This is a genomic window from Streptomyces sp. NBC_00390 (assembly GCF_036057275.1).
In the GTDB taxonomy this organism is placed as follows: Bacteria; Actinomycetota; Actinomycetes; order Streptomycetales; family Streptomycetaceae; genus Streptomyces.
In genome coordinates, this window is the sequence record NZ_CP107945.1 from 3,864,466 (window position 1) to 3,891,156 (window position 26,691).

Genomic DNA, 26,691 nt, shown 5'->3' on the forward strand with positions numbered 1-26,691 from the left:
AACTGTGGACAACTAGCCACATGTGAATATCCCGGCCACCCATACCGGTGACCGACAAGCCCGCCCTTGCCTGGCTCCCAAGGCCTGCCCGGCACGCGATCCGGGCCGTCTCGAAGTCTCCCGGAGAGCAGCTGAATGACTACACAGGGTGACGAAATCGGGATGCGGGCGTCCGGTGCGTTCGAGGCCGACAAAAGCGGCGAGAGACCGGAAGCGGAGCCGACGACACGGCAAAAACCCACCCGGACATGCGACGACCCCCGCCGGGGGGGAGAGCGGGGGTCGTCTCTCCGGCCGACTCGGGGGGGGAGGAGCCGGACCGGGTTAGCACGGTCGCGAACGATCCGTGACTTCCATGGTGTACCCGAGAGCCTTCTCAGGCAAACCCACGCGCCACAGCGTACGCCGAATGGCGGGCACCTATGCTCAGGCTCGTGGAAAACCACTCCTTGCCGCGCACAGCAGCCTTCTTCGACCTGGACAAGACGGTCATTGCGAAGTCATCGACTCTGACCTTCAGCAAGTCCTTCTACCAAGGCGGGCTGATCAACCGGCGCGCCGTACTGCGCACCGCCTATACCCAGTTCGTCTTTCTCGCGGGCGGTGCAGACCACGACCAGATGGAGCGGATGCGCAAGTACCTCTCCGCGCTCTGCAAGGGCTGGAACGTCCAGCACGTCAAGGAGATCGTCGCCGAGACACTGCACGACCTCATCGACCCGATCATCTACGACGAGGCGGCCTCGCTCATCGAGGAGCATCACACCGCGGGCCGGGACGTGGTCATCGTCTCCACGTCCGGCGCCGAGGTGGTCGAGCCGATCGGGGAGCTGCTCGGTGCCGACCGGGTCGTGGCCACCCGCATGGTGGTGGGAGACGACGGCTGCTTCACCGGCGAGGTGGAGTACTACGCGTACGGACCGACGAAGGCGGAGGCCGTCAGACAGCTCGCCGCGTCCGAGGGGTACGACCTCTCCCGCTGCTACGCGTACAGCGACTCGGTCACCGACGTGCCGATGCTGTCGTCGGTCGGCCATCCGCACGCCGTCAATCCGGACCGGGCGCTGCGCCGCGAGGCGATCTCGCGAGGCTGGCCGATTCTCGCCTTCAACCGTCCCGTTCGGCTCAAGCAGCGACTGCCCGCGTTCTCCGTTCCGGCGCGTCCCGCGCTGGTCGCCGTGGCGGCGGTGGGAGCGGCGGCGGCAACGGCCGGGCTGGTCTGGTACGCCAGCCGCCGGCGCAGTGCGGCTGCCGCTGCACGCGCAATTGCCTAGTCCGCCCGTATTTGAACCTAAAAGTAAAGAAGTAGGGCCAGCACTTCCGCTTCACCCCGTGCTGGAGTACAAAGGAGTCAACGGCCCGCGAGACCAAGGACATCCGAAAGGATCACCTTAGAACGCATCATGGCCCCACGGACCGAAGCATGGAAACGGAGCACCCACGCGACGTCGACCCGTCGATTACGGGCCAGCCGCACCAGGTGACGGGCAAAGTTCCCCGACCTGATGGGCAACATTTCGAGGACGCATGGTAACTCGGCGGACATGCCAGCGGCGGTACCACCATTGGTACCGCCGCAACCCTTTCCGGGTACTTTCGCGCAGGGGACGGGTCCGGCCGGGCCCGCGGCGCGCGGCCTCAGGCCGCGCCGCGCTGCAGGGCCTCACACACGGCCGTCGACTCCCTGACACCGAGTTCCACGGCGCGTCCGCAGTGGGAGATCCAGGCGGCCATGCCGTCCGGCGTCCCCGACAAGTAGCCCTCGAAGGCCGCGAGATACGCCGCACGCCCCTGCTCCGCATGGCCGACCTCCGCCGGACAGATCGACTTCGGGTCGAGCCCGCTTCCGATCAGCACGATCCGCTGGGCCGTCCGTGCGACCAGTCCGTTGCAGGAGCCGAACGGACGGAGCGCCAGCAGCTCACCGTGCACCACGGCCGCCGTCACCAGCGCCGGAGCGCTGCTGCCCGCGATGATCAGATCCGACAGGCCCTCCAGACGGCCCGCCACCTCGTTCGCGTCGGGCAACGGCGCCTCGATCAGGGGCTCGTCGACCGTTTCACCGGCCAGCCGCGGACGGCCCACCGTCTCGTCGTCCCGCGAACCGCTCGCAGCGACCAGATGCAGCCTCGCCAGTACGCGCAGCGGTGACTGCCGCCAGATGGACAGCAGCTGGCCCGCCTCCGAAGTCAGCCGCAGCGCCGCGCCGACCGTGCGTGTCTCGGGGTCCGCGCTGAAGTCGGTGCGGCGGCGCACTTCCTCCAGCGCCCAGTCCGCCCCGGACAGAGCGGCTGAGGCGCGGGCCCCGCGCAGCGCCGCCTCCGCGGTGATCTCGTTGCTGCGGCGTCGCATGACCCGGTGCCCGTAGACCCGGTCGACGGCCTTGCGTACGGAGTCCACGGAGTCGCCGACGCCCGGCAGGGCGCCCAGAGCGGCGAGAGGGTCGGCCGGCGAGGCATTCGTACTCATAGGTAGCGAGGCTAACGCGCCCTCGGCGCGCCCCCCACGTTGGAGTGGTATTCCTCACGCACGACGAGCACAACGTGCAGTGACCGCACTACGCTAGGTGAACATGAAGATCGCTTTCGTAGGGAAGGGCGGCAGCGGAAAGACGACGCTGTCCTCGCTCTTCATCCGCCACCTGGCCGCCAATGAAGCTCCTGTCGTCGCGGTGGACGCCGACATCAACCAACACCTGGGGGCCGCGCTCGGCCTCGACGAGGCGCAGGCGGCGGCGCTGCCCGCGATGGGGGCGCAGCTGCCGCTGATCAAGGACTACTTGCGCGGCACGAATCCGCGGATCGCCTCCATCGACACGATGATCAAGACAACCCCGCCCGGGAGAGGCTCGCGGCTGCTTCGGATCGTCGAGGACAACCCGGTGTACGAGGCGTGTGCCCGCACCGTCCGACTCGACGACGGCGACATCCGGCTGATGGCGACCGGTTCCTTCACCGAGTCCGATCTCGGGGTTTCCTGCTACCACTCCAAGGTCGGCGCGGTCGAACTCTGCCTCAACCACTTGGTGGACGGCGACGACGAGTACGTGGTCGTCGACATGACGGCGGGCTCGGACTCCTTCGCGTCCGGCATGTTCACCCGCTTCGACATGACGTTCCTGGTGGCCGAGCCGACCCGCAAGGGAGTCTCCGTCTACCGCCAGTACAAGGACTACGCGCGGGACTACGGAATCGGCCTGAAGGTTGTCGGCAACAAGGTGCAGGGGCAGGACGACGTGGACTTCCTGCACGACGAGGTCGGTGATGACCTCCTCGTCACCTTCGGGCACTCCGACTGGGTGCGCGCGATGGAGAAGGGGAGGCCGCCCCACTTCGAACTGCTGGAGGCCGTCAACCGCATGGCGCTGCAGAAACTGCAGAGCGCCGCGGAGGACTCGTACACGGACCGCGATCCGGAGCGCTACATGCGTCAGATGGTCCACTTCCATCTGCGGAACGCGGAGAGCTGGGGAAACGCGAAGACGGGCGCCGACCTGGCCGCGCAGGTGGATCCCGGGTTCGTACTGGGCGACCACGCGCCGGTGTCCCAGCCCAGCTGACGGCCGGCCTTCCGGCCGGGCCCGGCCTGTGCGCACAGGCCGGGCTCGTTCCACTGCCGCACCGCCGGAAGCCGTGCGGGGCCGGGGTCAGTCCCGGCCGGCCTCTTCGCGCGGCCGCTCCACAGCGGGGGCACCGGCAGGCACTGCCGACAGAACGGTCAGATAACCGCCCCAGCCGCCGCCCGGGGCCTCGCCGACACCGAGCCGGCGCAGCTTGCCCAGAACCTTCGGGTCCTGGGCATCCAGCCAGTCGGCGAGCTGACGGAACGACACGCACTTGACGTCCCGCATCACACACACCGTCGCGATCGTCTGCTCGACGGCTCGCATATAGGCGCCGCCGTTCCAGGACTCGAAGTGGTTGCCGATGATCAGCGGAGCGCGGTTGCCCCCGTAGGCGCGGCCGAAGGCCTGGATCAGTCCGTCCCTCATCTGGTTGCCCCAGTAGTCGTGCTTGGCGGGGTCGCCCTGGGTCGACGCGCCGGACTGGTTGACCATGAAGTTGTAGTCCATCGCCAGCGTCTCGAAGGCACGGCCAGGCACCGGGACCATCTGGAGCGAAAAATTCCACAGGCCCCTCTCCTTCGTGGGCCAGACCTGGCTGCTGATGCCGCTGGTGTCATAGCGGAAGCCGAGGTCCCTCGCGGCGCGCAGGAAGTTCTCGCGGCCCTCGAGGCACGGGGTTCGCGCGCCGATGAGCTCCCTTTCGTAGTCGAACGGCAGCGGCTCCAGGGCGGTGAGGCCCGAGTTGGTCTTCCAGTTCCTGACAAAGGACTTGGCCTGGCTGATCTCACTCTTCCACTCCTCCACCGACCAGGTGCCCACTCCGCCGTCGTTGCCGCAGAAGTGCCCGTTGAAGTGGGTGCCCACCTCGTTGCCGTCCAGCCAGGCACCGCGCAGTTCCCGGACGGTGTCCTTGATCCCCTCGAGGTCGTTGAAGCCGATGTCCGAGCTGCCGGGGGCGTGCTGGGGCGGGTCGTAGAGGGTGGCCTTGCCCTCGGGCAGCAGATAGAGACCGCTGAGGAAGTACGTCATGGTCGCCCCGTACTTCTTGCCGACCTCGCGGAAGTGCGAGAAGAGCTTCTGGCTGTCCTCCCCGGCGCCGTCCCAGGAGAACACCACGAACTGCGGAGGCTGCTGACCGGGCTTCAGGCGCTTGGGCCGGAGCAGATTGGACTGCACGCCGGTGAAGGCGGTGGAGCCGTCACCGATGAGACGCACAGCACCCTTGAGGGCTGCGGCCCCTTCCTTCTTCGCTCCGGGGGCGCCCGACCCCTGCTGGCCGCCCGAGCCGGAACACCCGGCGAACCCTGCGATCAACGTCGTCGCGGCCACGGCCCCGACGGTGATCCTCTTTGTGGCGGCCAGCATTCGTCCACCCTCTTCCTTATGCCCATACGACTGTCTGACTCCGGTTGGTTGTGGAGCCGACAAAGTCGCATCGCGGGCGCGACAAGCGAGAGCGGCGCGGCGTTATCAAATGATTAATCGCTGAATCGGGTGAATGATCACCCCATTTGCCCTGAAAATCATGCCTGAGTCTTTACTCTGCATTACGATCCATTTACCGAGTGTTGAGAATCCCGCCACTGCACGCCGTGACCCACGGCCGCGTCCCCACATTCCGCGACCGCGCTGCCCCGGAGGAGACGGGAACCATGTCTGCCTGCGTCCCCACCCGCACACCCGAAGAAGGGCCGTCCGGCCCAGGACGACCCGACACCGCGTCCCGCTCACGGGAGCCGCACCACCCACCGCCCGGCGGAGGCCGCCGCTTCCGGATCGCGGGCGCCGACCTGTCCGCCTCCATCTCCGTGTTCCTGATCGCGCTGCCGCTCTCCCTCGGCATCGCACTGGCCACCGGCGCACCGCTCCAGGCCGGACTCGTGGCCGCCGCGGTGGGCGGTATCGTCGTCGGCCGGCTGGGCGGATCCCCCCTCCAGGTCAGCGGCCCGGCGGCCGGGCTGACGGTCGTCACCGCCGAGCTGATCCAGCACTACGGCTGGCGCACCACGTGCGCCATCACGGTCCTCGCCGGGCTGTGCCAAATGGGCCTGGCCGCCCTGCGGGTGGCCCGTTCCGCGCTCGCCGTCAGCCCTGCGATCGTGCACGGCATGCTGGCAGGCATCGGTGCCACCATCGCCCTCGCCCAACTCCACATCGTCCTGGGCGGCACCCCGCAGAGCTCGGCGGTCGACAACATCCGGGGTCTGCCCGCCCAGTTGGACGACGTGCATCCGTCCGCGCTGTACGCCAGCGCCCTGACCGTCGCCGTGCTGCTGCTGTGGCCTCGGATCCCCGGGCGCCCCGGGAAGATCATCCGGAAGGTACCGGCCGCACTGGCCGCGGTGGCCTTCGCGACCGCGCTGACCGTTCTCGCCGGGCTGAGCCTGCCGCGAGTGGATCTGCCCTCCTGGAGCAGCCATGCCCTGCCCGCGCTGCCGGAGGGCCCGACGCTCGGGCTCCTGGCCGCCGTGCTCACCATCACCTTGGTGGGCAGCGTGGAGTCGCTTCTGTCCGCGGTCGCCGTGGACAAGCTGGTGGCCGCGCGCAAGACGCCGGACGTCCGCATTCCGCGGGCCCGGCTCGACCGGGAGCTGGCCGGTCAGGGGGCGGCGAACGTCGTCTCCGGCGCACTCGGCGGGCTGCCCATCACCGGGGTGGCGGTCCGCAGCGCCGCCAACGTCGCCGCCGGCGCGGTGAGCCGCCACTCGGCGATGCTGCACGGGCTGTGGGTCGCCGTCGCCGCGCTGCTGCTGGTGTCCGTGCTCGATCTCATTCCGCTCGCCGCGCTGGCGGCCCTGGTGATGGTGGTCGGCATCCAGATGGTGAGCATCACGCATATGCGCACCGTCAGGCGCAATCGCGAAATGCTGGTGTACGCGGCGACGTTGGGCGCGGTCGTGGTGACCGGCGTGCTGGAAGGTGTGGTGATCGGGATCGCGGTGGCGGTCATCGTCGCGCTGCACCGACTGACCCGGACCCGGATCACCCTGGAGTTCCACGAAGGTGTCCACCGGGTGCGGGTGCGCGGTCAGCTGACATTTCTCGCGGTGCCGAGGCTGAGCCGGATGCTGGGACAGGTGCCCCACGACGCGCAGTGCGTCGTGGAGCTGGACGGTTCCTTTATGGACCACGCGGCGTACGAAGCGCTCCACGACTGGCAGACCGCGCATGCCGCACAGGGCGGGAGCGTGGAATTCACCGGGCGGGCGGGGGCCAGGATCAGCGAGCCGGCATCCGAGACGCACGGCTGCTGCCGGCCATGGACGCCCTGGCGCAATCACCACTGCGAGGACCGGCCGCAGCAGCCCGAGACGCATCACTTGGCCAGCGGCCTCAGCTCGTTCCAGCGCAACACGGCCCCCCTGGTGCGCGACGAGCTGGCGCGACTGGCGCGGGAGGGGCAGCGGCCGTCGCAGCTCTTCCTCACCTGCGCCGACTCCCGGCTGGTCACCAGCATGATCACGGCGAGCGGGCCCGGTGATCTGTTCACCGTGCGCAACGTCGGCAATCTGGTTCCCGCGCCCGGCAAGGAGTCCGGCGACGACTCGGTGGCGGCAGCGATCGAGTACGCGGTCGACGTGCTCGGGGTGGACTCGATCACCATCTGCGGGCACTCCGGCTGCGGGGCGATGCAGGCCCTGCTCAGCGGACCGGCCGGCGGCGCCCGTACGCCCTTGGGACGCTGGCTGCGCCATGGGCAGCCGAGCCTGGAGCGGATGCGGAGCAAGCACCGTCCATGGGCCAGGATCTCCGGCCGGCTGCCCACCGACGCGGTCGAGCAGCTGTGTCTGACCAATGTCGTCCAGCAGCTGGAGCATCTGCGGCACCACGAATCGGTTGCGCGGCGGCTCGCCGAGGGGACGCTGCAGCTGCACGGCATGTACTTCCATGTGGGCGAGGCCCAGGCGTATCTCCTGGCGAGCAGCGACGAGCACGAGATCGACGAGGTGTTCGACCGGGTGCGTCCCGCCCCCTCCTCGCTGCACAAGTCCCGCGCCTGAGGCCCCTGGCCCCGGCTCGCCGGCCTCCCGTGGGCCGGGGGCGGGACCGCGTGGCTGAACCTCCGGCGTGCGGCGTCCGTGAAAGCGTGTGGCCCCTCCTTCCCTCCGCTCGGGAAGGAGGGGCCACCCAGAGGTCTAAACCAATATCCGGAAGGCTCTTGTCACCCGGCCCTCCGGCTGATGAGCTATGGCCTGGGACACATACGCACAGAAGACGCCCTGGGAAAGGGAGATGTCGTGAGCAACGAAAGCCTGGCCAACCTCTTGAAGGAAGAGCGGCGGTTCGCGCCGCCGGCCGAGCTGGCCGCGCACGCCAATGTGACCGCTGAGGCGTACGAGCAGGCCGCGGCGGACAGGCTTGGCTTCTGGGCCGAGCAGGCGCGACGGCTCAGCTGGGCCACCGAGCCGACCGAGACCCTCGACTGGACCACCCCGCCCTTCGCGAAGTGGTTCGCCGACGGCACGCTGAACGTCGCGTACAACTGCGTGGACCGCCATGTCGAGGCGGGCAACGGCGACCGGGTCGCCATCCTCTTCGAGGGCGAGCCCGGCGACAGCCGCGCCGTCACCTACGCCGAGCTGAAGGACGAGGTCGCCAAGGCAGCCAATGCCCTGACCGAGCTGGGTGTACGCAAGGGCGACCGGGTCGCCGTATACATGCCGATGATCCCCGAGGCCGCGGTCGCGATGCTGGCGTGCGCCCGGATCGGTGCCGCGCACTCCGTGGTGTTCGGCGGCTTCTCCGCCGACGCCGTCGCCTCCCGGATCCAGGACGCCGACGCCAAGCTGGTCATCACAGCGGACGGCGGCTACCGCCGCGGCAAGCCCAGCGCCCTCAAGCCGGCCATCGACGACGCCGTCTCCCGGTGCCCGCAGGTCGAGCATGTCCTCGTCGTACGGCGCACGGGCCAGGACACCGCCTTCACCGAGGGCCGCGACGTGTGGTGGCACGACATCGTGGGCCGCCAGTCCGCCGAGCACACCCCCGAGGCGTTCGAGGCGGAGCACCCGCTCTTCATCCTCTACACCTCCGGCACGACGGGTAAGCCGAAGGGCATCCTGCACACCTCGGGCGGATACCTCACCCAGGCGGCCTACACCCACCACGCCGTCTTCGACCTGAAGCCCGAGACGGACGTCTACTGGTGCACCGCCGACATCGGCTGGGTGACCGGCCACTCGTACATCGTCTACGGTCCGCTGGCCAACGGCGCGACCCAGGTCATGTACGAGGGCACGCCCGACACCCCGCACCAGGGCCGGTTCTGGGAGATCGTGCAGAAGTACGGCGTCACGATCCTCTACACGGCGCCCACCGCGATCCGGACGTTCATGAAGTGGGGCGACGACATCCCCGCCAAGTTCGACCTGAGCAGTCTGCGGGTCCTCGGGTCGGTCGGCGAGCCCATCAACCCCGAGGCGTGGATCTGGTACCGGGAGCACATCGGCGCCGGCAAGACCCCCATCGTGGACACCTGGTGGCAGACCGAGACCGGCGCGATGATGATCTCGCCGCTGCCGGGGGTCACCGAGACCAAGCCCGGCTCGGCGCAGCGGCCGCTGCCCGGCATCTCGGCCACGGTCGTGGACGACGAGGCCAACGAGGTGCCCAACGGCGGCGGTGGCTACCTCGTCCTCACCGAGCCGTGGCCGTCGATGCTCCGCACCATCTGGGGTGACGACCAGCGCTACATCGACACGTACTGGTCGCGCTTCGAAGGCAAGTACTTCGCGGGTGACGGCGCGAAGAGGGACGACGACGGCGACATCTGGCTGCTGGGACGCGTCGATGACGTGATGCTGGTGTCCGGACACAACATCTCCACCACCGAGGTCGAGTCCGCGCTCGTGTCGCACCCCTCGGTCGCCGAGGCCGCGGTCGTGGGCGCGACGGACGAGACGACCGGCCAGGCCATCGTGGCGTTCGTGATCCTGCGGGGCACGGCAAGCGAGGACGAGGGCCTCGTCGCGGAGCTGCGCAACCACGTGGGCGCGACACTCGGCCCGATCGCCAAGCCCAAGCGGGTCCTCCCGGTTGCCGAGCTGCCGAAGACCCGCTCCGGCAAGATCATGCGCCGACTGCTGCGGGATGTCGCGGAGAACCGTCAGCTCGGCGATGTCACGACACTCACGGACTCTTCCGTGATGGACCTGATCCAGTCACGCCTGCCGAGCGCGCCCAGCGAGGACTGAGAAGTCTCCCCAAAGGGGTGGGTCCGGCCGCACAGCGGCCGGACCCACCCCTTTGGGGTTCCGCCGCGCGCCTCATATCCCCCATATGCCTAAAGTGAGCAATGCCGGATACACCCTCTGTGCACTCGGGTAGAGTAAAGGCCGCATCAATAGTGCGACAAAGAACACCGGGTGCGCCGGGAAGTCTGGTCGGCATGTGCTGAGCCCTGCCCACCGACCGGAGGTTCTTTCACGTGGCCGCCCCCGCTCCCGAACGGCGCACCTTTCTCGGACGGCTCTCCCTCCCCGAGCGCAACTACCTCGCGGACGCCCTCCGCACCGAGACCGTCGGTGGCGTTCTGCTCCTTGTCGCCGCCATCACCGCGCTGATCTGGGCCAACACACCTCTCAGCAGCAGCTACACAGCCGTCAGCGACTTCCACATAGGACCCGCCTCCCTCGGGCTGAACCTGTCCGTCGAGCACTGGGCCGCCGACGGACTGCTGGCTGTGTTCTTCTTCGTCGCCGGGATCGAGCTCAAGCGTGAGCTCGTCGCCGGTGAACTGCGGGACCGGCGCACCGCCGCGCTGCCCGTCATCGCCGCCGTCTGCGGGATGGCCATGCCCGCGATGGTCTACCTCCTGGTCACCGCCGTCGGCGGCGGCTCCACCAAGGGCTGGGCCGTACCGACCGCCACCGACATCGCCTTCGCACTCGCCGTCCTGGCCGTGATCGGCACTTCACTGCCGTCCGCGCTGCGCGCGTTCCTGCTCACCCTCGCCGTCGTCGACGACCTCTTCGCCATCCTGATCATCGCGGTCTTCTTCACCGCCGACCTGAACTTCGCCGCCCTCGGCGGCGCGTTCGCCGGACTCGCCCTCTTCTGGCTGCTGCTGCGCAAGGAAGTGCGCGGCTGGTACATCTATGTGCCCCTCGCCCTCGTCGTCTGGGGGCTGATGTACAACAGCGGCGTCCACGCGACCATCGCCGGCGTCGCGATGGGCCTGATGCTGCGCTGCACCCGGCGGGAAGGGGAGCAGCACTCCCCCGGCGAGCACATCGAGCACCTCGTACGCCCTCTCTCGGCCGGCCTTGCCGTGCCGCTCTTCGCGCTGTTCTCTGCCGGGGTCTCGATCGGCGGCGACGCGCTCGGCCAGGTCTTCACCCGGCCCGAAACGCTCGGCGTCGTACTCGGCCTCGTGGTCGGCAAGACGATCGGCATCTTCGGTGGCACCTGGCTCGCCGCCCGCTTCACCAAGGCGGAGCTCAACCCCGACCTGGCCTGGCCCGATGTGCTCGCCCTCGCCTCTCTCGCCGGGATCGGCTTCACCGTCTCACTGCTCATCGGCGAGCTCGCCTTCGAGGGCGACGCGACGCTGACGGAAGAGATCAAGGCATCGGTCCTGATGGGCTCGCTGATCGCCGCCGTACTCGCCTGCATCCTGCTGAAGCTCCGGGACCGCACCTACCTGGCGCTGTTCGCGGAGGAGGAGCGCGACGAGGATCTGGACGGCATCCCCGATGTGTACGAACAGGACAATCCCGAGTACCACCTGAGGATGGCCGCGATCTACGAGGCGAAGGCCGCAGAACACCGCAGAAGGGCACAAGTGGCGGGGGCGTCGCGCGATGGAGGCGGCAGTCCGGCATGATCTGACATCGGACGCGCAGAAGACCTGTGGAGCCCGCAGAATCCGTGAGGCCCGCAGACGTAGCACCGTAGAGCTGTAGAGCTGTAGAGCTGTAGAGCCTGACAAGACGAGAGGGAGTCAGCGATGAGCGACCCCGGCAACACCACAGCGAACGCTGTCGGCGCCGACCGCAGTCTCGGCCAGCTGGTCGCCGCGGCGACCGCCGAGATGTCCGCCCTGGTGCACGACGAGATCGCGCTCGCCAAGGCGGAGCTGCGACAGGACGTCAAGCGCAGTGCGGTCGGCGGCGCGGCCATGTCCATCGCGGGAGTGCTCGCGCTCTTCTCGCTGCCGGTCCTGAGTTTCGCCGCGGCATACGGGATCCACAACCTGGGTCTGGGCCTGGCCTGGTCGTTCCTGATCGTCGGCGTCGCGTTCCTGCTGCTCGCGGGGCTGCTCGCGCTGCTTGCCGTCGCCAAGTTCAAGAAGGTCAAGCCGCCGGAGAAGTCCATCGCGTCGGCCAAGGAGACGGCCGCGATGCTGCAGAACGTCAAGCCGCACCCGCGGCCCGCCTCCCGGCCGGCGCTCGACAAGGCCGAGGTCAAGGTCTCGGCATGACCGACGACATCACCGGTGGCTTCAGCAGTTCGGGCAGCCCCGTACGCCTCGATGGTCCCTGGACCCACCGCGACGTGGCAGCCAATGGCGCCCGCTTCCATATCGCGGAGATGGGCGACGGGCCACTGGTGATGCTGCTCCATGGCTTCCCGCAGTTCTGGTGGACCTGGCGGCATCAGCTCACCGCGCTCGCCGACGCCGGGTTCCGTGCGGTCGCCATGGATCTACGCGGCGTGGGCGGCAGCGACCGTACGCCGCGCGGCTACGACCCCGCGAACCTCGCGCTCGACATCACCGGTGTGGTGCGCTCGCTCGGCGAGCCGGACGCTGCGCTGGTCGGGCACGACCTCGGCGGCTATCTGGCGTGGACGGCGGCCGTGATGCGGCCCAAGCTGGTGCGCCGGCTTGCCGTCTCCTCGATGCCGCATCCGCGCCGGTGGCGCTCGGCCATGCTCTCCGACTTCGCCCAGAGCCGCGCCGGTTCGCACATCTGGGGCTTCCAGCGCCCGTGGCTGCCGGAGCGTCAGTTGGTCGCGGACGACGCGGCGCTGGTGGGCGACCTGCTCCAGGAGTGGACCGGTCCGCGTCCGCTCGAGGACGAGGCCGTGGACGTCTACCGGCGGGCGATGTGCATTCCGTCCACGGCGCACTGCTCCATCGAGCCGTACCGCTGGATGGTCCGCTCACTGGCCCGGCCGGACGGCATCCAGTTCAACCGGCGTATGAAGCGTCCGGTGCGCGTGCCGACACTGCATCTGCACGGCTCCCTGGACCCGGCGATGCGCACGCGCAGCGCGGCGGGATCCGGGGAGTACGTCGAAGCGCCCTACCGCTGGCGGCTGTTCGACGGACTCGGGCACTTCCCTCACGAGGAGGACCCGGTGGCGTTCTCCACCGAGCTGATCAACTGGCTGAAGGACCCCGAGCCCGACCGGTAGAGAACACCGGTGGAGAACACCCACCGGGCAGCGAGACCGGGTGGGTGGACACACCTGCGGTGGACTGCCCGCCGGGTACGGGGACCTCAGCCTCGGTCGTCAGCCCCGGGGATGCCGCAGGCGCGCTGATACCCAGCGTGCCCGGCGGCGGAGGATCCGAGGAATACCGATCCCCTGCCCCGGATGCTCATGGCCCTCCCCCTGAGGGCCACCCCTCTCGTGGGTGATCGGCCCATTGGCCGAGCGGCGGTTGCGTGCTGCGTCACCGTAGTCGTGCGTCCAGCCCATACCCCGACGTGTGCCCGGCCCCCATGGTCCGTAACCGTGCCGGGGGCGGCCAATTGGCCTATGCGCCAGGCATTTGGCTGTTCGTAGGACAACCGTTCCTGCGGATGGCGCAACCCGTCACAGCGCGCAGCCCTGGCTGTCCACCTGCTGGTTGGCGGCACGGCCTTGGGCGATGTCCTTGCGGATCTCGTCGACCGTCAGGGCGTACCCGGTGTCGGCGTCGTCCAGCGACCTGGCGAAGATGACTCCGTAGACCTTGCCGTCCGTGGTGAGCAGCGGTCCGCCGGAGTTGCCCTGGCGGACGGTCGCGTACAGCGAGTAGACGTCGCGGCGGACGGTGCCCCGGCGGTAGATGTCCGGGCCGTTGGCGTTGATACGGCCGCGGACGCGGGCGGAGCGGACGTCGTACGAGCCGTTCTCGGGGAACCCCGCGACGATCGCGCTGTCACCGGTGCGGGCATCGGATTCGGTGAACTGGAGCGGGCGCGCCTTGAGATCGGGGACGTCCAGCACCGCGATGTCGCGCTCCCAGTCGTAGAGCACGACCTTGGCGTCGTACAGCTTCCCCTCGCCGCCTATCTGGACGGTCGGTTCGTCGACACCGCCGACGACATGCGCGTTGGTCATCACGCGGCGCTTGTCGAACACGAAGCCGGTGCCTTCGAGCACCTTGCCGCAACTCGGGGCGGTACCGACGACCTTGACGATCGACTGCTTGGCGCGGGCGGCGACGGGGCTGCCGACGAGCGCCGGATCCGGCGCTCGGACCTCGGTGATGGGCTCGTTGGCGAACGGGCTGAAGACCTGCGGGAAGCCGTTCTGCGCCAGTACGGAGGAGAAGTCCGTGAACCAGGTGTTGGCCTGATCGGGCATCACCCGGGAGACTCCGAGCAGCACCTTGGAGTTGCGCACCTCCTTGCCCAGTGTGGGCAAGGAGGTCCCGGCGAGGGCGGAGCCGATCAGCCAGGCGACCAGCAGCATGGCGACGACGTTGACCAGCGCGCCGCCGGTGGCGTCCAGCGCACGCGCCGGTGACCAGGTGATGTGGCGGCGCAGTCTGCTGCCGAGGTGGGTGGTGAAGGCCTGGCCGATCGAGGCGCAGACGATCACGATGACAATGGCGACTATCGCGGCCGTGGTGGACACCTCGGAGCCGTCCGTCGCCGCGTCCCAGATCACCGGGAGCAGATAGACGGCGACGAGTCCGCCCCCGAGAAAGCCGATCACCGACAGGATGCCGACGACGAAGCCCTGGCGATAGCCGACGATCGCAAACCAGACGGCGGCGACCAGCAACAGGATGTCCAGCACGTTCACCGTCTAAAGCCTCGCAGTTTCATCGCCGGGTGCTCCGTCCGGCCGGTGGGTCCCGGGCACAGGGCCCGACCGCCAGCCTGTCATGAGCGCCAGTCCAGTGGGACCTGCTTCGTGCGGTCCCATGATCGTTCCCAGCCGGCGAAATGAAGGAGCCTGTCGATCACGCCGGCCGTGAAACCCCAGACCAGAGCGCCTTCGACCATGAATGCGGGCCCGCGGTGACCACTCGGGTGGATGGCCGTCGCGCGGTTGGCCGGATCCGTGAGATCCGCCACGGGCACGGTGAAGACACGTGCGGTCTCGGCGGGATCGACCGCTCCGACCGGGCTCGGGGTACGCCACCAAGCCAGTACGGGTGTGACAACGAAACTGCTCACCGGGATGTAGAGCTTGGGCAGCACGCCGAAGGTCTGGACTCCGGCCGGGTCCAGGCCGGTCTCCTCCTCGGCCTCCCGCAGCGCGGCCCGCAGCGGTCCGGTGGTGGCCGGGTCGCCGTCCTCCGGGTCGAGGGCGCCACCGGGGAACGAGGGCTGCCCTGCGTGGGAGCGCAGGCTCCCCGCCCGCTCCATGAGCAGCAGCTCCGGGCCCTGGGTGCCCTCGCCGAACAGGACGAGGACGGCGGACTGGCGGCCGTGGCCGCTCTCCGGCGGCAGGAAGCGGCTGAGCTGCTCCGGCTGGACGGTGTCCGCGGCGCGCACAACGGGGTCGAGCCAGGAGGGGAGGCCCTCCGTGGTGACCGTCACCTCGCCGTCGCTCACGCCTCTGTTCACGTACGTCTCTTCTCCAGTGCGCGTCATGGGTACCCCCTCGTTCACAACGCCCCCGGGCGCATGGATCGTTCCGTACGCGGACGGCTCACCCGGTCGGGCCCAGGGCGGGGGCCGGTTTGCCCGGGTAGTCCGGGGGCGGGCTCAGGCGCTGGCCGGGGTAGCCGCCCATCTCGTACTTGAGCAGCTTCCTGGCCTTCTCCGGGTCCGTCTCGCCCTCTCCGTACGAGGGGCACAGGTGTGTGATCGGGCAGGCGCCACAGGCGGGCTTGCGGGCGTGGCAGATACGGCGGCCGTGGAAGATCACCCGGTGCGAGAGCATGGTCCATTCGCTCTTGGGGAAGATCGCGGCGATCTCGGCCTCGATCTTCACCGGGTCTTCCTGGTCGGTCCATTTCCAGCGGCGGACGAGCCGCTGGAAATGGGTGTCCACGGTGATACCGGGCACCCCGAACGCGTTGCCGAGGACGACGAAGGCGGTCTTGCGGCCGACGCCCGGCAGGGTGACCAGGTCCTTCAGCCGGCCGGGGACCTCGCCCCCGAAGTCGTCCCTGATGGCAGCGGAGAGGCCCATGATCGACTTGGTCTTGGCCCGGAAGAAGCCGGTGGGGCGGATCAGCTCCTCGACGTCCTCGGGCACCGCGGCGGCCAGATCCTCGGGCGTGGGGTACTTGGCGAAGAGCGCCGGAGTCGTCTGGTTCACCCGCAGATCGGTCGTCTGCGCGGACAGGACCGTCGCGATCAGCAGCTCGAAGGGGTTCCTGAAGTCCAGCTCCGGATGGGCGTACGGGAAGACCTCGGCGAGCTCGCGGTTGATGCGGCGAGCCCGGCGGACCATCGCCAGACGCGATTCCGGTTCATCCGATTTCTTCCTCTTGCCCGGACTGGGGGACAGTTGTTCGCCCACAGCGGAATCTTGCTTTCCGGACATGCCGTCAGCCCCCTCTGCCTGCGCTCTCACCGGCGAATTGGACACCCGGCCAGCCTAAAGGGCGGCACCGACATCCGCCCCAGCCACCGGATATCGCGACCCGATCGGGCCCCTGCCGTAGGGACTGGCGCGTTAGTGCGTCAAACTTGTTGTGATTGATCGCACGATTGTTTACTACCGGGGTCCGTTCCCCGGGGCTGCCGCCGCGGTGCACAGTGTCCCGGAACACCACAGCCCGGTCCGGCATCATGGGGACAACGTCCCCTGAGCAGGTCGACAAGGAGAGATTCGTGGACGACGTTCTGCGGCGCGCCCCGCTCTTCGCGGCGCTCGATGACGAGCAGGCCGCGGAGCTCCGCGCCTCGATGAGTGAAGTGACGCTCGCCCGTGGCGACGCGCTCTTCCACGAGGGCGACCCGGGCGACCGCCTGTACGTGGTGACCGAGGGCAAGGTCAAGCTCCACCGCACGTCCCCCGACGGCCGCGAGAACATGCTCGCCGTCCTCGGCCCGGGCGAGCTGATCGGCGAGCTTTCCCTCTTCGACCCCGGCCCGCGGACCGCCACCGCCACGGCGCTGACCGAGGTCAAGCTCCTCGGCCTCGGCCACGGCGACCTTCAGCCCTGGCTGAACGCCCGTCCGGAGGTGGCCACCGCGCTGCTGCGCGCGGTCGCACGCAGGCTGCGCAAGACCAACGACCAGATGTCCGACCTGGTCTTCTCCGACGTACCGGGCCGTGTGGCGCGGGCGCTCCTCGACCTGTCGCGCCGCTTCGGCGTGCAGTCGGAGGAGGGCATCCATGTCGTCCACGACCTGACCCAGGAAGAGCTCGCCCAGCTGGTCGGCGCCTCCCGCGAGACCGTGAACAAGGCACTCGCCGACTTCGCGCAGCGCGGCTGGCTGCGGCTGGAGGCCCGGGCCGTGATCCTGCTGGACGTGGAGCGTCTCGCCAAGCGCTCGCGCTAGGCACCGCCCGGCACGCATACGCAAGGGGCCGCCCGCACACTCTGCGGGCGGCCCCTCCACGTTGCGTACGGGACGCCGGCCCCGGACGGACGTGATGCCGGGCCCGGTCCCTCGCGTCAGTTCTTCGTGCCGTCCACGATCAGCGGATTGCCGGTGCCGGATCCGCAGGGCACCGCATAGACCGGGTTCTTCGCGGCCGCCTCCTTGAAGGCGTCGATGCACTGGTTGGCGAGCACCTTGTCGCTCAGCGAGTCGCTGAGGATCTTGTTGGCGCGGGCGATGCCCTCCGCCTCGATCCGGCGGCGCTCGGCCTCCGCCTTCGCGGTACGGGCCGCCTCGGTCGCCCGTTCGGTCGCCTGCTGCTGCTGGATCTTGCGGTCGATCTGGTCCTGCAGCCGGTCCGACGGCTTCACATTGCGCAGGTTGACCGTGGTGACGTCGATGCCGCGCGGTGCGAGCCGCTCCTTGATCAGCGTACTGATCTCGCTGTTGATCTTCTCGCGGGCCGATGCGTAGCCCTCTTCGCTGGTGTGCCGGGCGAAGACGTTCCGGATGATCTCCCTGCTGTCCGGGTAGACCAGCCGCTGCTGGATCGCGTCCTCGGTGCCTGCGAGCTTGTAGAGCTCCACGGCCTTGGCAGGGGTCACCGCCCACTTCACGGTGGCCTCCGCGTACATCACGCCACCCTGCGAGGAGCGCACCTCCACGATGTCGTCGTCGGACAGATTGAGGTCCACAGGGCGGGTGGAGAAGGTGGTGACGTTGGTGAACGGCGAGGTGAGGTTCACGCCGGAGTTCATGGGTACGCCGACCTTGCCGAAGGTCACGGGGACCCCGACCTCGTAAGCGCTGACGACATGCACACAGCTGGCGATCCCGGCGAACAGGCCGGCTATGAGTGCGCCGAGCGCGCCGAGCTTGAGACCTCTGTTGTCATTGCCGCGGGCGACGAAGAACATCACCGCGGCGGCTATGGCGAGCACGATGAACAGGACAAACACGGCTTCCCCCCAGGGACCGACGTCGCAAAGTAAGCGGAGCGTAAAGCATCGTCCGCGACCCCAGGACGCTCGGGGGTGCCTGGCTAGTTCCCCCCGATCAGACCGTGATCGGCCAGATACTCGAGCTGCGCCAGGACCGACAGCTCCGCGGCGGGCCACAGGGACCGGTCCACGTCCGCGTACACATGGGCCACCACCTCGGCCGCAGTGCCGTAGCCGTTCTCGACGGCCGTCTCCACCTGGGCGAGCCGGTTGGCGCGGTGCGCCAGATAGAACTCGACCGCCCCCTGGGCGTCGTCCAGCACCGGCCCGTGGCCCGGCAGCACCGTGTGCACGCCGTCGTCGACCGTGAGCGAGCGCAGCCGCCGCAGGGAGTCCAGATAGTCGCCGAGGCGCCCGTCGGGGTGCGCGACGACCGTCGTGCCGCGCCCGAGGATCGTGTCGCCGGTCAGAACGGCCCGGTCGGCGGGCAGATGGAAGCAGAGCGAGTCGGCGGTGTGGCCCGGTGTGGGCACCACGCGCATCTCCAGCCCGCCGACCCGGATCACGTCACCGGCGGCGAGCCCCTCGTCACCGAGCCGCAGCGCGGGGTCGAGGGCGCGGACATGGGTGCGGGTCAGCTCGGCGAAGCGCGCCGCGCCCTCGGCGTGGTCGGGGTGGCCGTGCGTGAGAAGGGTCAGGGCCACCCGCTTGCCCGCCTTCTCGGCGGTGTCGATGACGGCCCGGAGATGAGTGTCGTCCAGCGGCCCGGGGTCGATGACCACCGCAAGGTCCGAGCCGGGCTCCGAGACGATCCATGTGTTGGTGCCGTCGAGCGTCATGGCGGACGGGTTCGGCGCGAGGACGTTGACGGCGCGCGTGGTGGCAGGCCCGGAGAGCACGCCCCCACGGGGCTGCCCGGGCAGGCTCTGAGCGTCGCTCATCGGGAACCTCCGGCAGGTACGGCGGGCAGGCCGGCGCGCACCTCGGCAGACGTGGCCGCCGGTCCGGCCGGCCGGACCGGCCCCGCAGGCGCGTGCGTCATCGCGGGTCTCCCGTCGGGATGTGCTTGGTGAATTCATCGTGGCCCGGCCAGCTGAGGATCAGCTCGCCGCCCTCCAGCCGCGCCTCGGCCAGCACGGGCGTGAGGTCACGGGCAGCAGCCGCCGCGAGGGCCGCAGCGGCTGTCCCGTACGGCTGAAGCGTCCGCAGGGTCGCGATCGTCGGCGGCATCATCAGCAGATCGCCCTTGTCGTAGCCCGCGGCCGCCTCGGCCGGGCGGATCCAGACCATACGGTCCGCCTCCGTCGACGCGTTGCGGGTCCGCTGCCCCTCGGGCAGGGCGGCCACGAAGAACCAGGTGTCGTAGCGCCGCGGCTCGAACTCCGGCGTGATCCACCGCGCCCAGGCGCCGAGCAGGTCCGAGCGCAGCACCAGGCCGCGCCGGTCCAGGAAGTCCGCGAAGGACAGCTCCCGGTCCACCAGCGCCTGCCGGTCCGCCTCCCAGTCGTCGCCCGTCGTGTCGCCGACGACCGTGTCCTCGGTGCTGCCGGCGAGCAGGACCCCCGCCTCCTCGTACGTCTCCCGTACCGCCGCGCACACGATGGCCTGTGCCGATGCGCGGTCGGTGCCCAGGCGGTCCGCCCAGCTCTCGAGCGAGGGGCCCGCCCAGCGCACCGGCCGGTCGTCCCGCGGGTCCACGCCGCCACCGGGATAGGCGTACGCACCTCCGGCGAAGGCCATGGAGGTACGGCGGCGCAGCATGTGGACGACGGCACCGTCCGCTGTGTCGCGCAGCAGCATCACGGTCGCGGCCCGCTTGGGGGCGACGACGGCGAGCGTGCCGTCGGCGAGGGCACGGATCCGGTCGGGCCATTCCGGCGGGTACCACTGACCATTGGACATGGCGGGAGCCTATGCGCTCTCGCGCCGATGTTCGAGGGGTGGCCAGGTCACCGGCCGCCCGGATCCACGCGACCTGGCGTGCCGGCAGGCCCGGACCCACCGGAGACGGATGCGCCCGCGCCCCCTGGACATGCGTCTTGTGCCCGACCGGACAGAGCCCCGATGAGCGTGATCACATCAAACCGCCCTGCGGGGGTTCCCGGCGGCACGCACAAGGCCCCGCACCCACCGCGAGCGGCAGGCCACGGGGCCGTACGGACTGACCGGTGGTTCGGTCCAGGACTCACCCAGGGGCTCAGTCCTGGACGAGCTCCACCTGGATCTCGATCTCGACCGGCGCGTCCAGCGGCAGCACCGCGACGCCCACCGCGCTGCGGGCGTGCACGCCCTTGTCGCCGAGCACTTCGCCCAGCAGTTCGCTCGCGCCGTTGATGACACCGGGCTGGCCGATGAAGTCCGGGGCGGACGCGACGAATCCGACCACCTTCACGACCCGGGCGATCCGGTCCAGGTCGCCGACGACCGACTTCACGGCGGCCAGCGCGTTCAGCGCGCAGGTACGGGCCAGTTGCTTGGCCTCGTCCGCGGTGACCTCGGCGCCCACCTTGCCGGTGACCGGAAGCTTGCCCTCCACCATCGGGAGCTGGCCCGCGGTGTAGACGTACGCACCCGACACCACGGCCGGCTGGTAGGCGGCCAGCGGCGGCACGACCTCCGGCAGCGTCAGCCCGAGCTCGGCGAGCTTGCGGTCGATGACGCCGCTCACGAGGTCTTCTCCCGCTTCAGATAGGCCACCAGCTGCTCGGGGTTGTTCGGCCCGGGAACGACCTGGACGAGCTCCCAGCCGTCCTCGCCCCAGGTGTCCAGAATCTGCTTGGTCGCGTGCACGAGAAGGGGCACGGTCGCGTATTCCCACTTGGTCATGGAGCCGACTGTAGCCGCACCCGTGTGCCGTCCCGTGACGCAGCCCGCAGGCAGCCTCGTGCGTAGGACGCCGGGCGACTGGTTAGGCTCGAATACGTGAGCAGGCTCCAGGTCGTCAGCGGCAAGGGCGGTACCGGTAAGACCACGGTGGCCGCGGCCCTCGCGCTCGCCCTCGCGACCGAGGGAAAGCGCACCCTCCTCGTGGAGGTCGAGGGAAGGCAGGGCATCGCCCAACTCTTCGAGACGGAAGCCCTTCCGTACGAGGAACGAAAGATCGCCGTCGCCTCGGGCGGCGGCGAGGTGTACGCGCTGGCCATCGACGCCGAGCGTGCGCTTCTCGACTACCTCCAGATGTTCTACAAGCTCGGCGGCGCGGGCCGCGCGCTCAAGAAGCTCGGCGCGATCGACTTCGCGACGACCATCGCGCCGGGCGTGCGCGACGTGCTGCTGACGGGCAAGGCCTGCGAGGCCGTACGCCGCCGGGACAGGCAGGGTCGTTACGTCTACGACTACGTGGTGATGGACGCGCCGCCGACCGGCCGCATCACCCGTTTCCTGAACGTCAACGACGAAGTCGCCGGCCTGGCCAGGATCGGCCCGATACACAATCAGGCCCAGGCGGTGATGCGCGTCCTCAAGTCCGCCGAGACCGCGGTGCATCTGGTCACCCTGCTCGAGGAGATGCCGGTCCAGGAGACCGCCGACGGTGTCGCCGAACTGCGCGGCGCCGCCCTCCCCGTCGGCAATGTGATCGTGAACATGGTGCGGCCCCACCTCCTCGACGAGGAGACGGTACGCGACGCGTCGAACGGCCGGCGCGAGTCCATCACCAAGGCGCTCACGGCGGCAGGCATCGGCGGCGCCGCGAAGCTGGTCACCCCGCTCCTGGAGCAGGCGGCCGAGCACGCCCAGCGCGTCGAGCTCGAACGCGAACAGCGCAGGACGCTGAACGCACTGGATCTGCCGGCGTACGAACTCCCCCTGCTCAGCGAGGGAATCGATCTGGCGGGCCTGTACGGACTGGCGAAGGAACTGCGAAAGCAAGGTGCCGGCTCATGACCCTGGACGCATCGGCCCCGCTCGAGGTCGATCCGCTCATCGACGATCCGGCCACCCGCATCATCGTGTGCTGCGGTGCCGGAGGTGTCGGCAAGACGACGACCGCGGCGGCCCTCGGGGTACGGGCGGCGGAGCGCGGCCGCAAGGTGGTCGTGCTCACCATCGACCCGGCCCGCCGGCTCGCGCAGTCCATGGGCATCGATTCGCTCGACAACACCCCGCGCAGGGTCAAGGGCATCGAGGACAGGGCAGGGGCATCTCCCGGCGAATCGAGCGAGGGCGGTGGGCAGCGGACGGGAGAACTGCACGCCATGATGCTCGACATGAAACGCACCTTCGACGAGATCGTCGAGGCGCACGCGGACCCGGAGCGGGCCCGCGCGATTCTGGGGAACCCCTTCTACCAGTCCCTGTCGGCCGGTTTCGCGGGCACGCAGGAGTACATGGCGATGGAGAAGCTGGGGCAGCTGCGCGCCAGGGACGAGTGGGACCTGATCATCGTCGACACCCCGCCGTCCCGCTCGGCACTGGACTTCCTGGACGCGCCGAAGCGCCTCGGGTCCTTCCTGGACGGGAAGTTCATCAAGCTGCTGATGGCCCCGGCGAAGATGGGCGGCCGGGCGGGGATGAAGTTCCTCAACGTCGGCATGTCGATGATGACCGGGACGCTCGGCAAGCTGCTCGGCGGTCAGCTCCTGCGTGATGTGCAGACGTTCGTGGCAGCCATGGACACCATGTTCGGCGGGTTCCGTACCCGCGCGGACGCCACGTACCGGCTGCTGCAGGCGCCCGGCACCGCGTTCGTGGTGGTCGCGGCCCCGGAGCGGGATGCGCTGCGAGAGGCGGCGTACTTCGTGCAGCGGCTCGCGGCGGAGAACATGCCGCTCGCCGGTCTGGTGCTCAACCGGGTGCACGGCAGCGGAGCCTCAAAGCTCTCCGCCGAGCGGGCACTTGCCGCCGCGGAAAATCTTGACGAGGCCGGCATTGTGGATCAAACGTCCGGGAAGACTGGTGTTCGTGACGCCACGGCCGCCTCTCCCTCTCCCGGATCCCCGGCCGCGCATCACACCCCCGGCACTGACCCAGCCCCCGAATCGCACGCCGAAGCAGACCCTGAAGCGCAGTTGACGGACGATCAGCAGATGACGCACGACCAGCAGACCTCGCAGCAACTGACCGCGGGCCTGTTGCGTCTGCATGCCGAAAGGATGCAGGTGCTCGCGCGCGAGCAGCGCACGCGTGACCGCTTCACCGCCCTCCACCCCGAGGTGGCCGTCGCCGAAGTGGCCGCTCTGCCCGGCGATGTTCATGATCTTGCGGGGCTCCGGGCCATCGGCGACCGGCTCGCGACCGGGGGGCGTACACCGGTCGGAGCCGTGTAGAGGCGGCTCGGAACGGCGTCGGCAGCGCGGGCGACCGGAGCTGCGTGGGCATGGATTCTGCCCCGCGGGGCCGGCCCCGCGGGGTCACACCGGACGGCGATCCACCTGGCGGCTCGGGCCTGAAGCGACCCGGGGAGCCGCCCGGGGCTATCCGACCGCGGCGTACGTCTCGTAGGTCTCGTCGTCGTCGAGACCCACCGGCAGAATGCCCGCGCTGCGTTCGTACTCGGTCCGCGCGGTTTCGAGCAGTCTGCGCCAGGAGGTGACCGTGGGGCGCCTGCGCAGCAGTGCGCGCCGTTCCCGCTCGGTCATGCCTCCCCAGACTCCGAACTCGACGCGATTGTCGAGCGCATCGGCCAGGCACTCGGTCCGCACCGGACACCCGGTGCACACCGCCTTGGCCCTGTTCTGTGCAGCCCCTTGTACGAACAGTTCATCCGGATCGGTAGTGCGGCAGGCTGCCTGCGCACTCCAGTCGGTTACCCAGCCCATGCCGGCGCCGTCCTCTCCCGAATCGAGGCTCCCCCACGGCGGCAGCGGCATATTCACCGCTGCCAGTTGAGGACGTTACGGAAGGTGGGGACGGCGCAACACCCCCGTGGGGCCCAATCTTGAATGGCCCGAACGGACTATGCGTACGCGGCAGATCACCCAGGGGAGTGACCTGAGGGCATACGTAGCAATCCCGGCAAATCGGGATACTTCAGTTGGGTCACATCGGACGCCGAATGACACAAACGGCGGATTCGGACACAACTCCACCGGATTCGGGTACAGCGGAAGTTGTCTCAGGTACTTGATGCGAAACCGCACTGCTGTGACAGTTGGGAGCAGCTTAGGCCAAGGCATATACGCGTGTCCGGCGAATGAGAACGTAGGCTGCCCTCATGGCAAACAAGCGCGCGGGCGGAGGTCTGACCGGGACCCAGCAGGCCGCCAAGTTCCTCGGTGTCAGTGTGCTCTCAGGAGCGGTGCTGGCCGGCATCGCGCTGCCCGCCATCGGCGCGCTGGGACTCGCGGCCAAGGGAACGGTCGAGGGATTCGACGAGATCCCCGCCAACCTCAAGACTCCGCCGCTGAGTCAGCGCACCACCATCCTCGACTCCCAGGGCGGGCAGATCGCCACGGTCTACTCCCGCGACCGTACGGTCGTGCCGCTCAAGGACATCTCGCCGTACATGCAGAAGGCGATCGTCGCCATCGAGGACTCCCGCTTCTACGAGCACGGAGCGGTCGACCTCAAGGGTGTGCTGCGCGCGGTCAACAAGAACGCGCAGACGGGCGGCGTGACCGAGGGCGCCTCCACGCTCACCCAGCAGTACGTGAAGAACGTCTTCGTCGAGGAGGCCGGAGACGACCCGGACAAGGTCGCCCAGGCCACCCAGCAGACCATCGGCCGCAAGATCCGCGAGCTCAAGTACGCGATCCAGGTCGAGGAGGAGCTGGGCAAGAAGAAGATCCTGGAGAACTACCTCAACATCACCTTCTTCGGCCAGCAGGCCTACGGCATCGAGGCGGCGTCCCACCGCTACTTCTCCAAGTCGGCCAAGGACCTCAAGCTGGAGGAGGCCGCCCTGCTGGCCGGCATCGTCCAGTCGCCGAGCCGCTACGACCCGGTCAACGACACGGAAGAGGCCGTCAAGCGCCGCAACACGGTGCTTCAGCGCATGGCCGACACCCGTGACGTCTCCCAGGAGGAGGCGGACCGGGCCAAGGAAGCCCCGATCAAGCTGAAGGTCAGCAAGCCGAAGAACGGCTGCATCACCGCCGTCAGCGGTGCCGGCTTCTTCTGCGACTACGTGCGCAAGACGATCCTCTCCGACCCCGCCTTCGGGAAGACGGAGGAGGAGCGCCAGAAACTGTGGAACCTCGGCGGTCTGACCATCAGGACCACGCTCGACCCGCGGGCGCAGAAGGCCGCCAACGAGGCAGCCACCTCCAAGGTCAACAAGGACGACAAGGTCGCGGCGTCCGTGGTGCAGGTTCAGCCCGGCAGCGGCAAGATCCTGTCGATGGGCCAGTCCCGCCCGTACGGCCTGGACCAGAAGCGGCACGAGACCGTGCTGAATCTGGCCGTCGACAACAAGATGGGCGGCACCACCTACGGCTTCCAGGTCGGCTCGACGTTCAAGCCGATCACCGCCGCAGCGGCGCTGGAGAAGGGCCTCAGCCCGGCCCAGACCTTCGCCACGCCCTGGAAGATCACCCTGCCGATGAACTCGTTCACCAACTGCTCGGGGTCCCCCGCCGGTAGCGGCACCTGGCCCGTGCAGAACGAGCTGCAGTCGGAGGCCGGCAGCTGGGACATGACCAGCGCGCTCGGGAAGTCCATCAACACCTACTTCGCATCACTGGAGCAGATGGCCGGGCTGTGCGAGACGGTCGAGATGGCGAAGAAGATGGGCTACAAGACGGGCGACGGCAAGAAGATCGGCGAGGACCCGTCGATCACCCTGGGCGCCGAGGAGAGCACGCCGCTCTCCATGGCCGCCACCTACGCCACGTTCGCCAACCGCGGCACCTACTGCTCGCCCGTCGCCATCGAGTCCATCGCGGACCCGAACGGCAAGAGCCTGCCGGTGCCGAAGACCTCGTGCTCGCAGGCGATGAGCGAGCAGACCGCGGACACCATCAACCAGATGCTCAAGGGCGTGGTCGAGGACGGCACCGGCACGGCGGCCGGTCTGAGTGACCGCGACAACGCGGGCAAGACCGGCACCACGAACGACCGCAAGGACGCCTGGTTCGTCGGGTACACGCCCAACCTCTCCACCGCCGTGTGGGTGGGTGACGACATCGGCGAGAAGACCTCGATGTTCCGGATCACCATCGGTGGCCAGTACTACGACAAGGTCTGCGGCGGCTGCCTGCCCGGCCCGATCTGGAAGATCGCGATGTCGGGGGCGCTCGACGCCTCCGAGACCCCGAGCTTCAACCCGGTCTCGGTGCCCCGTGGCGAGGAGAAGGAAGACAAGGAAGACAGGGACAGGGACAGAGACCGGGACGACAGGGAGAAGCCCGGCGATCCCGGTCCCGGCGGGCAGACGCCCTGGCCCGGTGTCTCGATCCCTCCGGACCTGATCGGCGGCGGGAACAACCGCGGCCAGACGAACGGCGGCCCGGCGAACGGCGGCGCGACGGCCACCCCTTGGCCGTGACGGTGAGGTAGTGCGCGCCGCAGCGCGGGTGCGGGAACGACGGAGCGGGCCCGGTCCGAGATCTCGGACCGGGCCCGCTCCGTATCAGTC

At 69.2% G+C, this 26,691-nt stretch carries 23 protein-coding genes; 11 read left to right on the plus strand and 12 right to left on the minus strand.

The window, feature by feature from the left end; translation table 11 throughout:
- Positions 1–422 precede the first annotated feature (422 nt).
- Positions 423–1,274: an HAD family hydrolase gene (locus OHS70_RS16700; RefSeq protein ID WP_328398240.1), complete on the plus strand. Its 852-nt coding sequence runs from the start codon at positions 423–425 to the stop codon at positions 1,272–1,274.
- Between the two features lie 364 nt (positions 1,275–1,638).
- Here OHS70_RS16700 and OHS70_RS16705 read toward each other — a convergent pair whose 3' ends face one another.
- Positions 1,639–2,469, minus strand: coding sequence for an oxidoreductase (locus OHS70_RS16705; protein ID WP_328398242.1), 831 nt, complete (start codon positions 2,467–2,469; stop codon positions 1,639–1,641).
- A gap of 103 nt (positions 2,470–2,572) precedes the next feature.
- Between OHS70_RS16705 and OHS70_RS16710 the strand changes: the two genes are divergently transcribed.
- Entirely contained in the window at positions 2,573–3,559 is a 987-nt protein-coding gene (locus OHS70_RS16710) for an ATP-binding protein (RefSeq protein WP_328398244.1), read from the plus strand.
- Positions 3,560–3,646: 87 nt separating this feature from the next.
- On the opposite strand, the gene OHS70_RS16715 is transcribed toward OHS70_RS16710, so the two are convergent.
- Entirely contained in the window at positions 3,647–4,930 is a 1,284-nt protein-coding gene (locus OHS70_RS16715; protein WP_328398246.1) for a hypothetical protein, read from the minus strand.
- Positions 4,931–5,217: 287 nt separating this feature from the next.
- On the opposite strand from OHS70_RS16715, the gene OHS70_RS16720 reads away from it, so the two are divergent.
- The 5 genes from OHS70_RS16720 to OHS70_RS16740 all read left to right on the plus strand — a co-directional run bounded on the left by OHS70_RS16720 (position 5,218) and on the right by OHS70_RS16740 (position 12,925).
- Positions 5,218–7,566, plus strand: coding sequence for a SulP family inorganic anion transporter (locus OHS70_RS16720; protein WP_328398248.1), 2,349 nt, complete (start codon positions 5,218–5,220; stop codon positions 7,564–7,566).
- Between the two features lie 237 nt (positions 7,567–7,803).
- A complete protein-coding gene (gene acs, locus OHS70_RS16725; protein ID WP_328398250.1) occupies positions 7,804–9,759 on the plus strand; it encodes an acetate--CoA ligase in 1,956 nt (651 codons plus the stop codon).
- A 233-nt stretch (positions 9,760–9,992) separates the two neighbouring features.
- Positions 9,993–11,390 carry a Na+/H+ antiporter NhaA gene (gene nhaA / locus OHS70_RS16730; protein WP_328398252.1) on the plus strand — a complete coding sequence of 466 codons (1,398 nt, stop codon included), beginning with the start codon at positions 9,993–9,995 and terminating at the stop codon, positions 11,388–11,390.
- A 123-nt stretch (positions 11,391–11,513) separates the two neighbouring features.
- The gene (locus tag OHS70_RS16735) at positions 11,514–11,987 is read left to right on the plus strand and encodes a phage holin family protein (RefSeq protein WP_328398254.1); all 474 of its coding nucleotides are present in this window, start codon (positions 11,514–11,516) and stop codon (positions 11,985–11,987) included.
- Positions 11,984–12,925 (plus strand): alpha/beta fold hydrolase, encoded by a 942-nt coding sequence (locus OHS70_RS16740; protein WP_328398256.1) that lies wholly within the window; start codon positions 11,984–11,986, stop codon positions 12,923–12,925. Before OHS70_RS16735 ends, OHS70_RS16740 begins: the two co-directional genes overlap by 4 nt.
- A gap of 99 nt (positions 12,926–13,024) precedes the next feature.
- Here OHS70_RS16740 and OHS70_RS16745 read toward each other — a convergent pair whose 3' ends face one another.
- The 4 genes from OHS70_RS16745 to nth form a co-directional block, all read right to left on the minus strand.
- Positions 13,025–13,213, minus strand: a complete 189-nt coding sequence (locus tag OHS70_RS16745; protein ID WP_328398258.1) for a hypothetical protein — start codon at positions 13,211–13,213, stop codon at positions 13,025–13,027.
- Between the two features lie 117 nt (positions 13,214–13,330).
- The gene (locus tag OHS70_RS16750) at positions 13,331–14,530 is read right to left on the minus strand and encodes a MarP family serine protease (protein ID WP_328398260.1); all 1,200 of its coding nucleotides are present in this window, start codon (positions 14,528–14,530) and stop codon (positions 13,331–13,333) included.
- A gap of 80 nt (positions 14,531–14,610) precedes the next feature.
- A complete protein-coding gene (locus tag OHS70_RS16755; RefSeq protein ID WP_328398262.1) occupies positions 14,611–15,327 on the minus strand; it encodes an NUDIX hydrolase in 717 nt (238 codons plus the stop codon).
- Positions 15,328–15,385: 58 nt separating this feature from the next.
- A complete protein-coding gene (gene nth, locus OHS70_RS16760) occupies positions 15,386–16,228 on the minus strand; it encodes an endonuclease III (RefSeq protein WP_328398264.1) in 843 nt (280 codons plus the stop codon).
- A gap of 290 nt (positions 16,229–16,518) precedes the next feature.
- On the opposite strand from nth, the gene OHS70_RS16765 reads away from it, so the two are divergent.
- The gene (locus tag OHS70_RS16765; protein WP_017947815.1) at positions 16,519–17,193 is read left to right on the plus strand and encodes a Crp/Fnr family transcriptional regulator; all 675 of its coding nucleotides are present in this window, start codon (positions 16,519–16,521) and stop codon (positions 17,191–17,193) included.
- Between the two features lie 116 nt (positions 17,194–17,309).
- Here OHS70_RS16765 and OHS70_RS16770 read toward each other — a convergent pair whose 3' ends face one another.
- The 5 genes from OHS70_RS16770 to OHS70_RS16790 all read right to left on the minus strand — a co-directional run bounded on the left by OHS70_RS16770 (position 17,310) and on the right by OHS70_RS16790 (position 21,002).
- Positions 17,310–18,194 (minus strand): prohibitin family protein, encoded by an 885-nt coding sequence (locus OHS70_RS16770; RefSeq protein ID WP_328398304.1) that lies wholly within the window; start codon positions 18,192–18,194, stop codon positions 17,310–17,312.
- 83 nt (positions 18,195–18,277) lie between these two features.
- Positions 18,278–19,117, minus strand: a complete 840-nt coding sequence (locus tag OHS70_RS16775; protein WP_328398306.1) for an MBL fold metallo-hydrolase — start codon at positions 19,115–19,117, stop codon at positions 18,278–18,280.
- A gap of 97 nt (positions 19,118–19,214) precedes the next feature.
- Positions 19,215–20,078 (minus strand): NUDIX hydrolase, encoded by an 864-nt coding sequence (locus OHS70_RS16780; RefSeq protein ID WP_328398308.1) that lies wholly within the window; start codon positions 20,076–20,078, stop codon positions 19,215–19,217.
- Positions 20,079–20,373: 295 nt separating this feature from the next.
- Positions 20,374–20,844, minus strand: coding sequence for a RidA family protein (locus tag OHS70_RS16785; RefSeq protein WP_328398310.1), 471 nt, complete (start codon positions 20,842–20,844; stop codon positions 20,374–20,376).
- Positions 20,841–21,002: a DUF4177 domain-containing protein gene (locus tag OHS70_RS16790; protein WP_137988514.1), complete on the minus strand. Its 162-nt coding sequence runs from the start codon at positions 21,000–21,002 to the stop codon at positions 20,841–20,843. The genes OHS70_RS16785 and OHS70_RS16790 overlap by 4 nt, the downstream gene beginning before the upstream one ends.
- Positions 21,003–21,098: 96 nt before the next feature.
- Here OHS70_RS16790 and OHS70_RS16795 point away from each other — a divergent pair, with 96 nt between their 5' ends.
- Entirely contained in the window at positions 21,099–22,061 is a 963-nt protein-coding gene (locus OHS70_RS16795; protein WP_328398313.1) for an ArsA family ATPase, read from the plus strand.
- Complete coding sequence (locus OHS70_RS16800) at positions 22,058–23,443, plus strand: ArsA family ATPase (RefSeq protein WP_328398315.1); 1,386 nt, start codon at positions 22,058–22,060, stop codon at positions 23,441–23,443. The genes OHS70_RS16795 and OHS70_RS16800 overlap by 4 nt, the downstream gene beginning before the upstream one ends.
- Positions 23,444–23,590: 147 nt before the next feature.
- Here OHS70_RS16800 and OHS70_RS16805 read toward each other — a convergent pair whose 3' ends face one another.
- Complete coding sequence (locus OHS70_RS16805; RefSeq protein ID WP_177149633.1) at positions 23,591–23,935, minus strand: WhiB family transcriptional regulator; 345 nt, start codon at positions 23,933–23,935, stop codon at positions 23,591–23,593.
- Between the two features lie 395 nt (positions 23,936–24,330).
- On the opposite strand from OHS70_RS16805, the gene OHS70_RS16810 reads away from it, so the two are divergent.
- Positions 24,331–26,601 carry a transglycosylase domain-containing protein gene (locus OHS70_RS16810; protein ID WP_328398317.1) on the plus strand — a complete coding sequence of 757 codons (2,271 nt, stop codon included), beginning with the start codon at positions 24,331–24,333 and terminating at the stop codon, positions 26,599–26,601.
- The last annotated feature ends 90 nt before the right edge of the window (positions 26,602–26,691 follow it).

Excerpts from the sequence above, each read along its gene's own strand:
- OHS70_RS16700 (WP_328398240.1), top strand. The coding sequence starts at position 423 with ATGCTCAGGCTCGTGGAAAACCACTCCTTGCCGCGCACAGCAGCCTTC.
- OHS70_RS16705 (WP_328398242.1), bottom strand. The coding sequence starts at position 2,469 with ATGAGTACGAATGCCTCGCCGGCCGACCCTCTCGCCGCTCTGGGCGCC.
- OHS70_RS16710 (WP_328398244.1), top strand. The coding sequence starts at position 2,573 with ATGAAGATCGCTTTCGTAGGGAAGGGCGGCAGCGGAAAGACGACGCTG.
- OHS70_RS16715 (WP_328398246.1), bottom strand. The coding sequence starts at position 4,930 with ATGCTGGCCGCCACAAAGAGGATCACCGTCGGGGCCGTGGCCGCGACG.
- OHS70_RS16720 (WP_328398248.1), top strand. The coding sequence starts at position 5,218 with ATGTCTGCCTGCGTCCCCACCCGCACACCCGAAGAAGGGCCGTCCGGC.
- OHS70_RS16735 (WP_328398254.1), top strand. The coding sequence starts at position 11,514 with ATGAGCGACCCCGGCAACACCACAGCGAACGCTGTCGGCGCCGACCGC.
- OHS70_RS16740 (WP_328398256.1), top strand. The coding sequence starts at position 11,984 with ATGACCGACGACATCACCGGTGGCTTCAGCAGTTCGGGCAGCCCCGTA.
- OHS70_RS16745 (WP_328398258.1), bottom strand. The coding sequence starts at position 13,213 with ATGGGCTGGACGCACGACTACGGTGACGCAGCACGCAACCGCCGCTCG.
- OHS70_RS16755 (WP_328398262.1), bottom strand. The coding sequence starts at position 15,327 with ATGACGCGCACTGGAGAAGAGACGTACGTGAACAGAGGCGTGAGCGAC.
- nth (WP_328398264.1), bottom strand. The coding sequence starts at position 16,228 with ATGTCCGGAAAGCAAGATTCCGCTGTGGGCGAACAACTGTCCCCCAGT.
- OHS70_RS16775 (WP_328398306.1), bottom strand. The coding sequence starts at position 19,117 with ATGAGCGACGCTCAGAGCCTGCCCGGGCAGCCCCGTGGGGGCGTGCTC.
- OHS70_RS16780 (WP_328398308.1), bottom strand. The coding sequence starts at position 20,078 with ATGTCCAATGGTCAGTGGTACCCGCCGGAATGGCCCGACCGGATCCGT.
- OHS70_RS16790 (WP_137988514.1), bottom strand. The coding sequence starts at position 21,002 with ATGACCAAGTGGGAATACGCGACCGTGCCCCTTCTCGTGCACGCGACC.
- OHS70_RS16800 (WP_328398315.1), top strand. The coding sequence starts at position 22,058 with ATGACCCTGGACGCATCGGCCCCGCTCGAGGTCGATCCGCTCATCGAC.
- OHS70_RS16805 (WP_177149633.1), bottom strand. The coding sequence starts at position 23,935 with ATGGGCTGGGTAACCGACTGGAGTGCGCAGGCAGCCTGCCGCACTACC.
- OHS70_RS16810 (WP_328398317.1), top strand. The coding sequence starts at position 24,331 with ATGGCAAACAAGCGCGCGGGCGGAGGTCTGACCGGGACCCAGCAGGCC.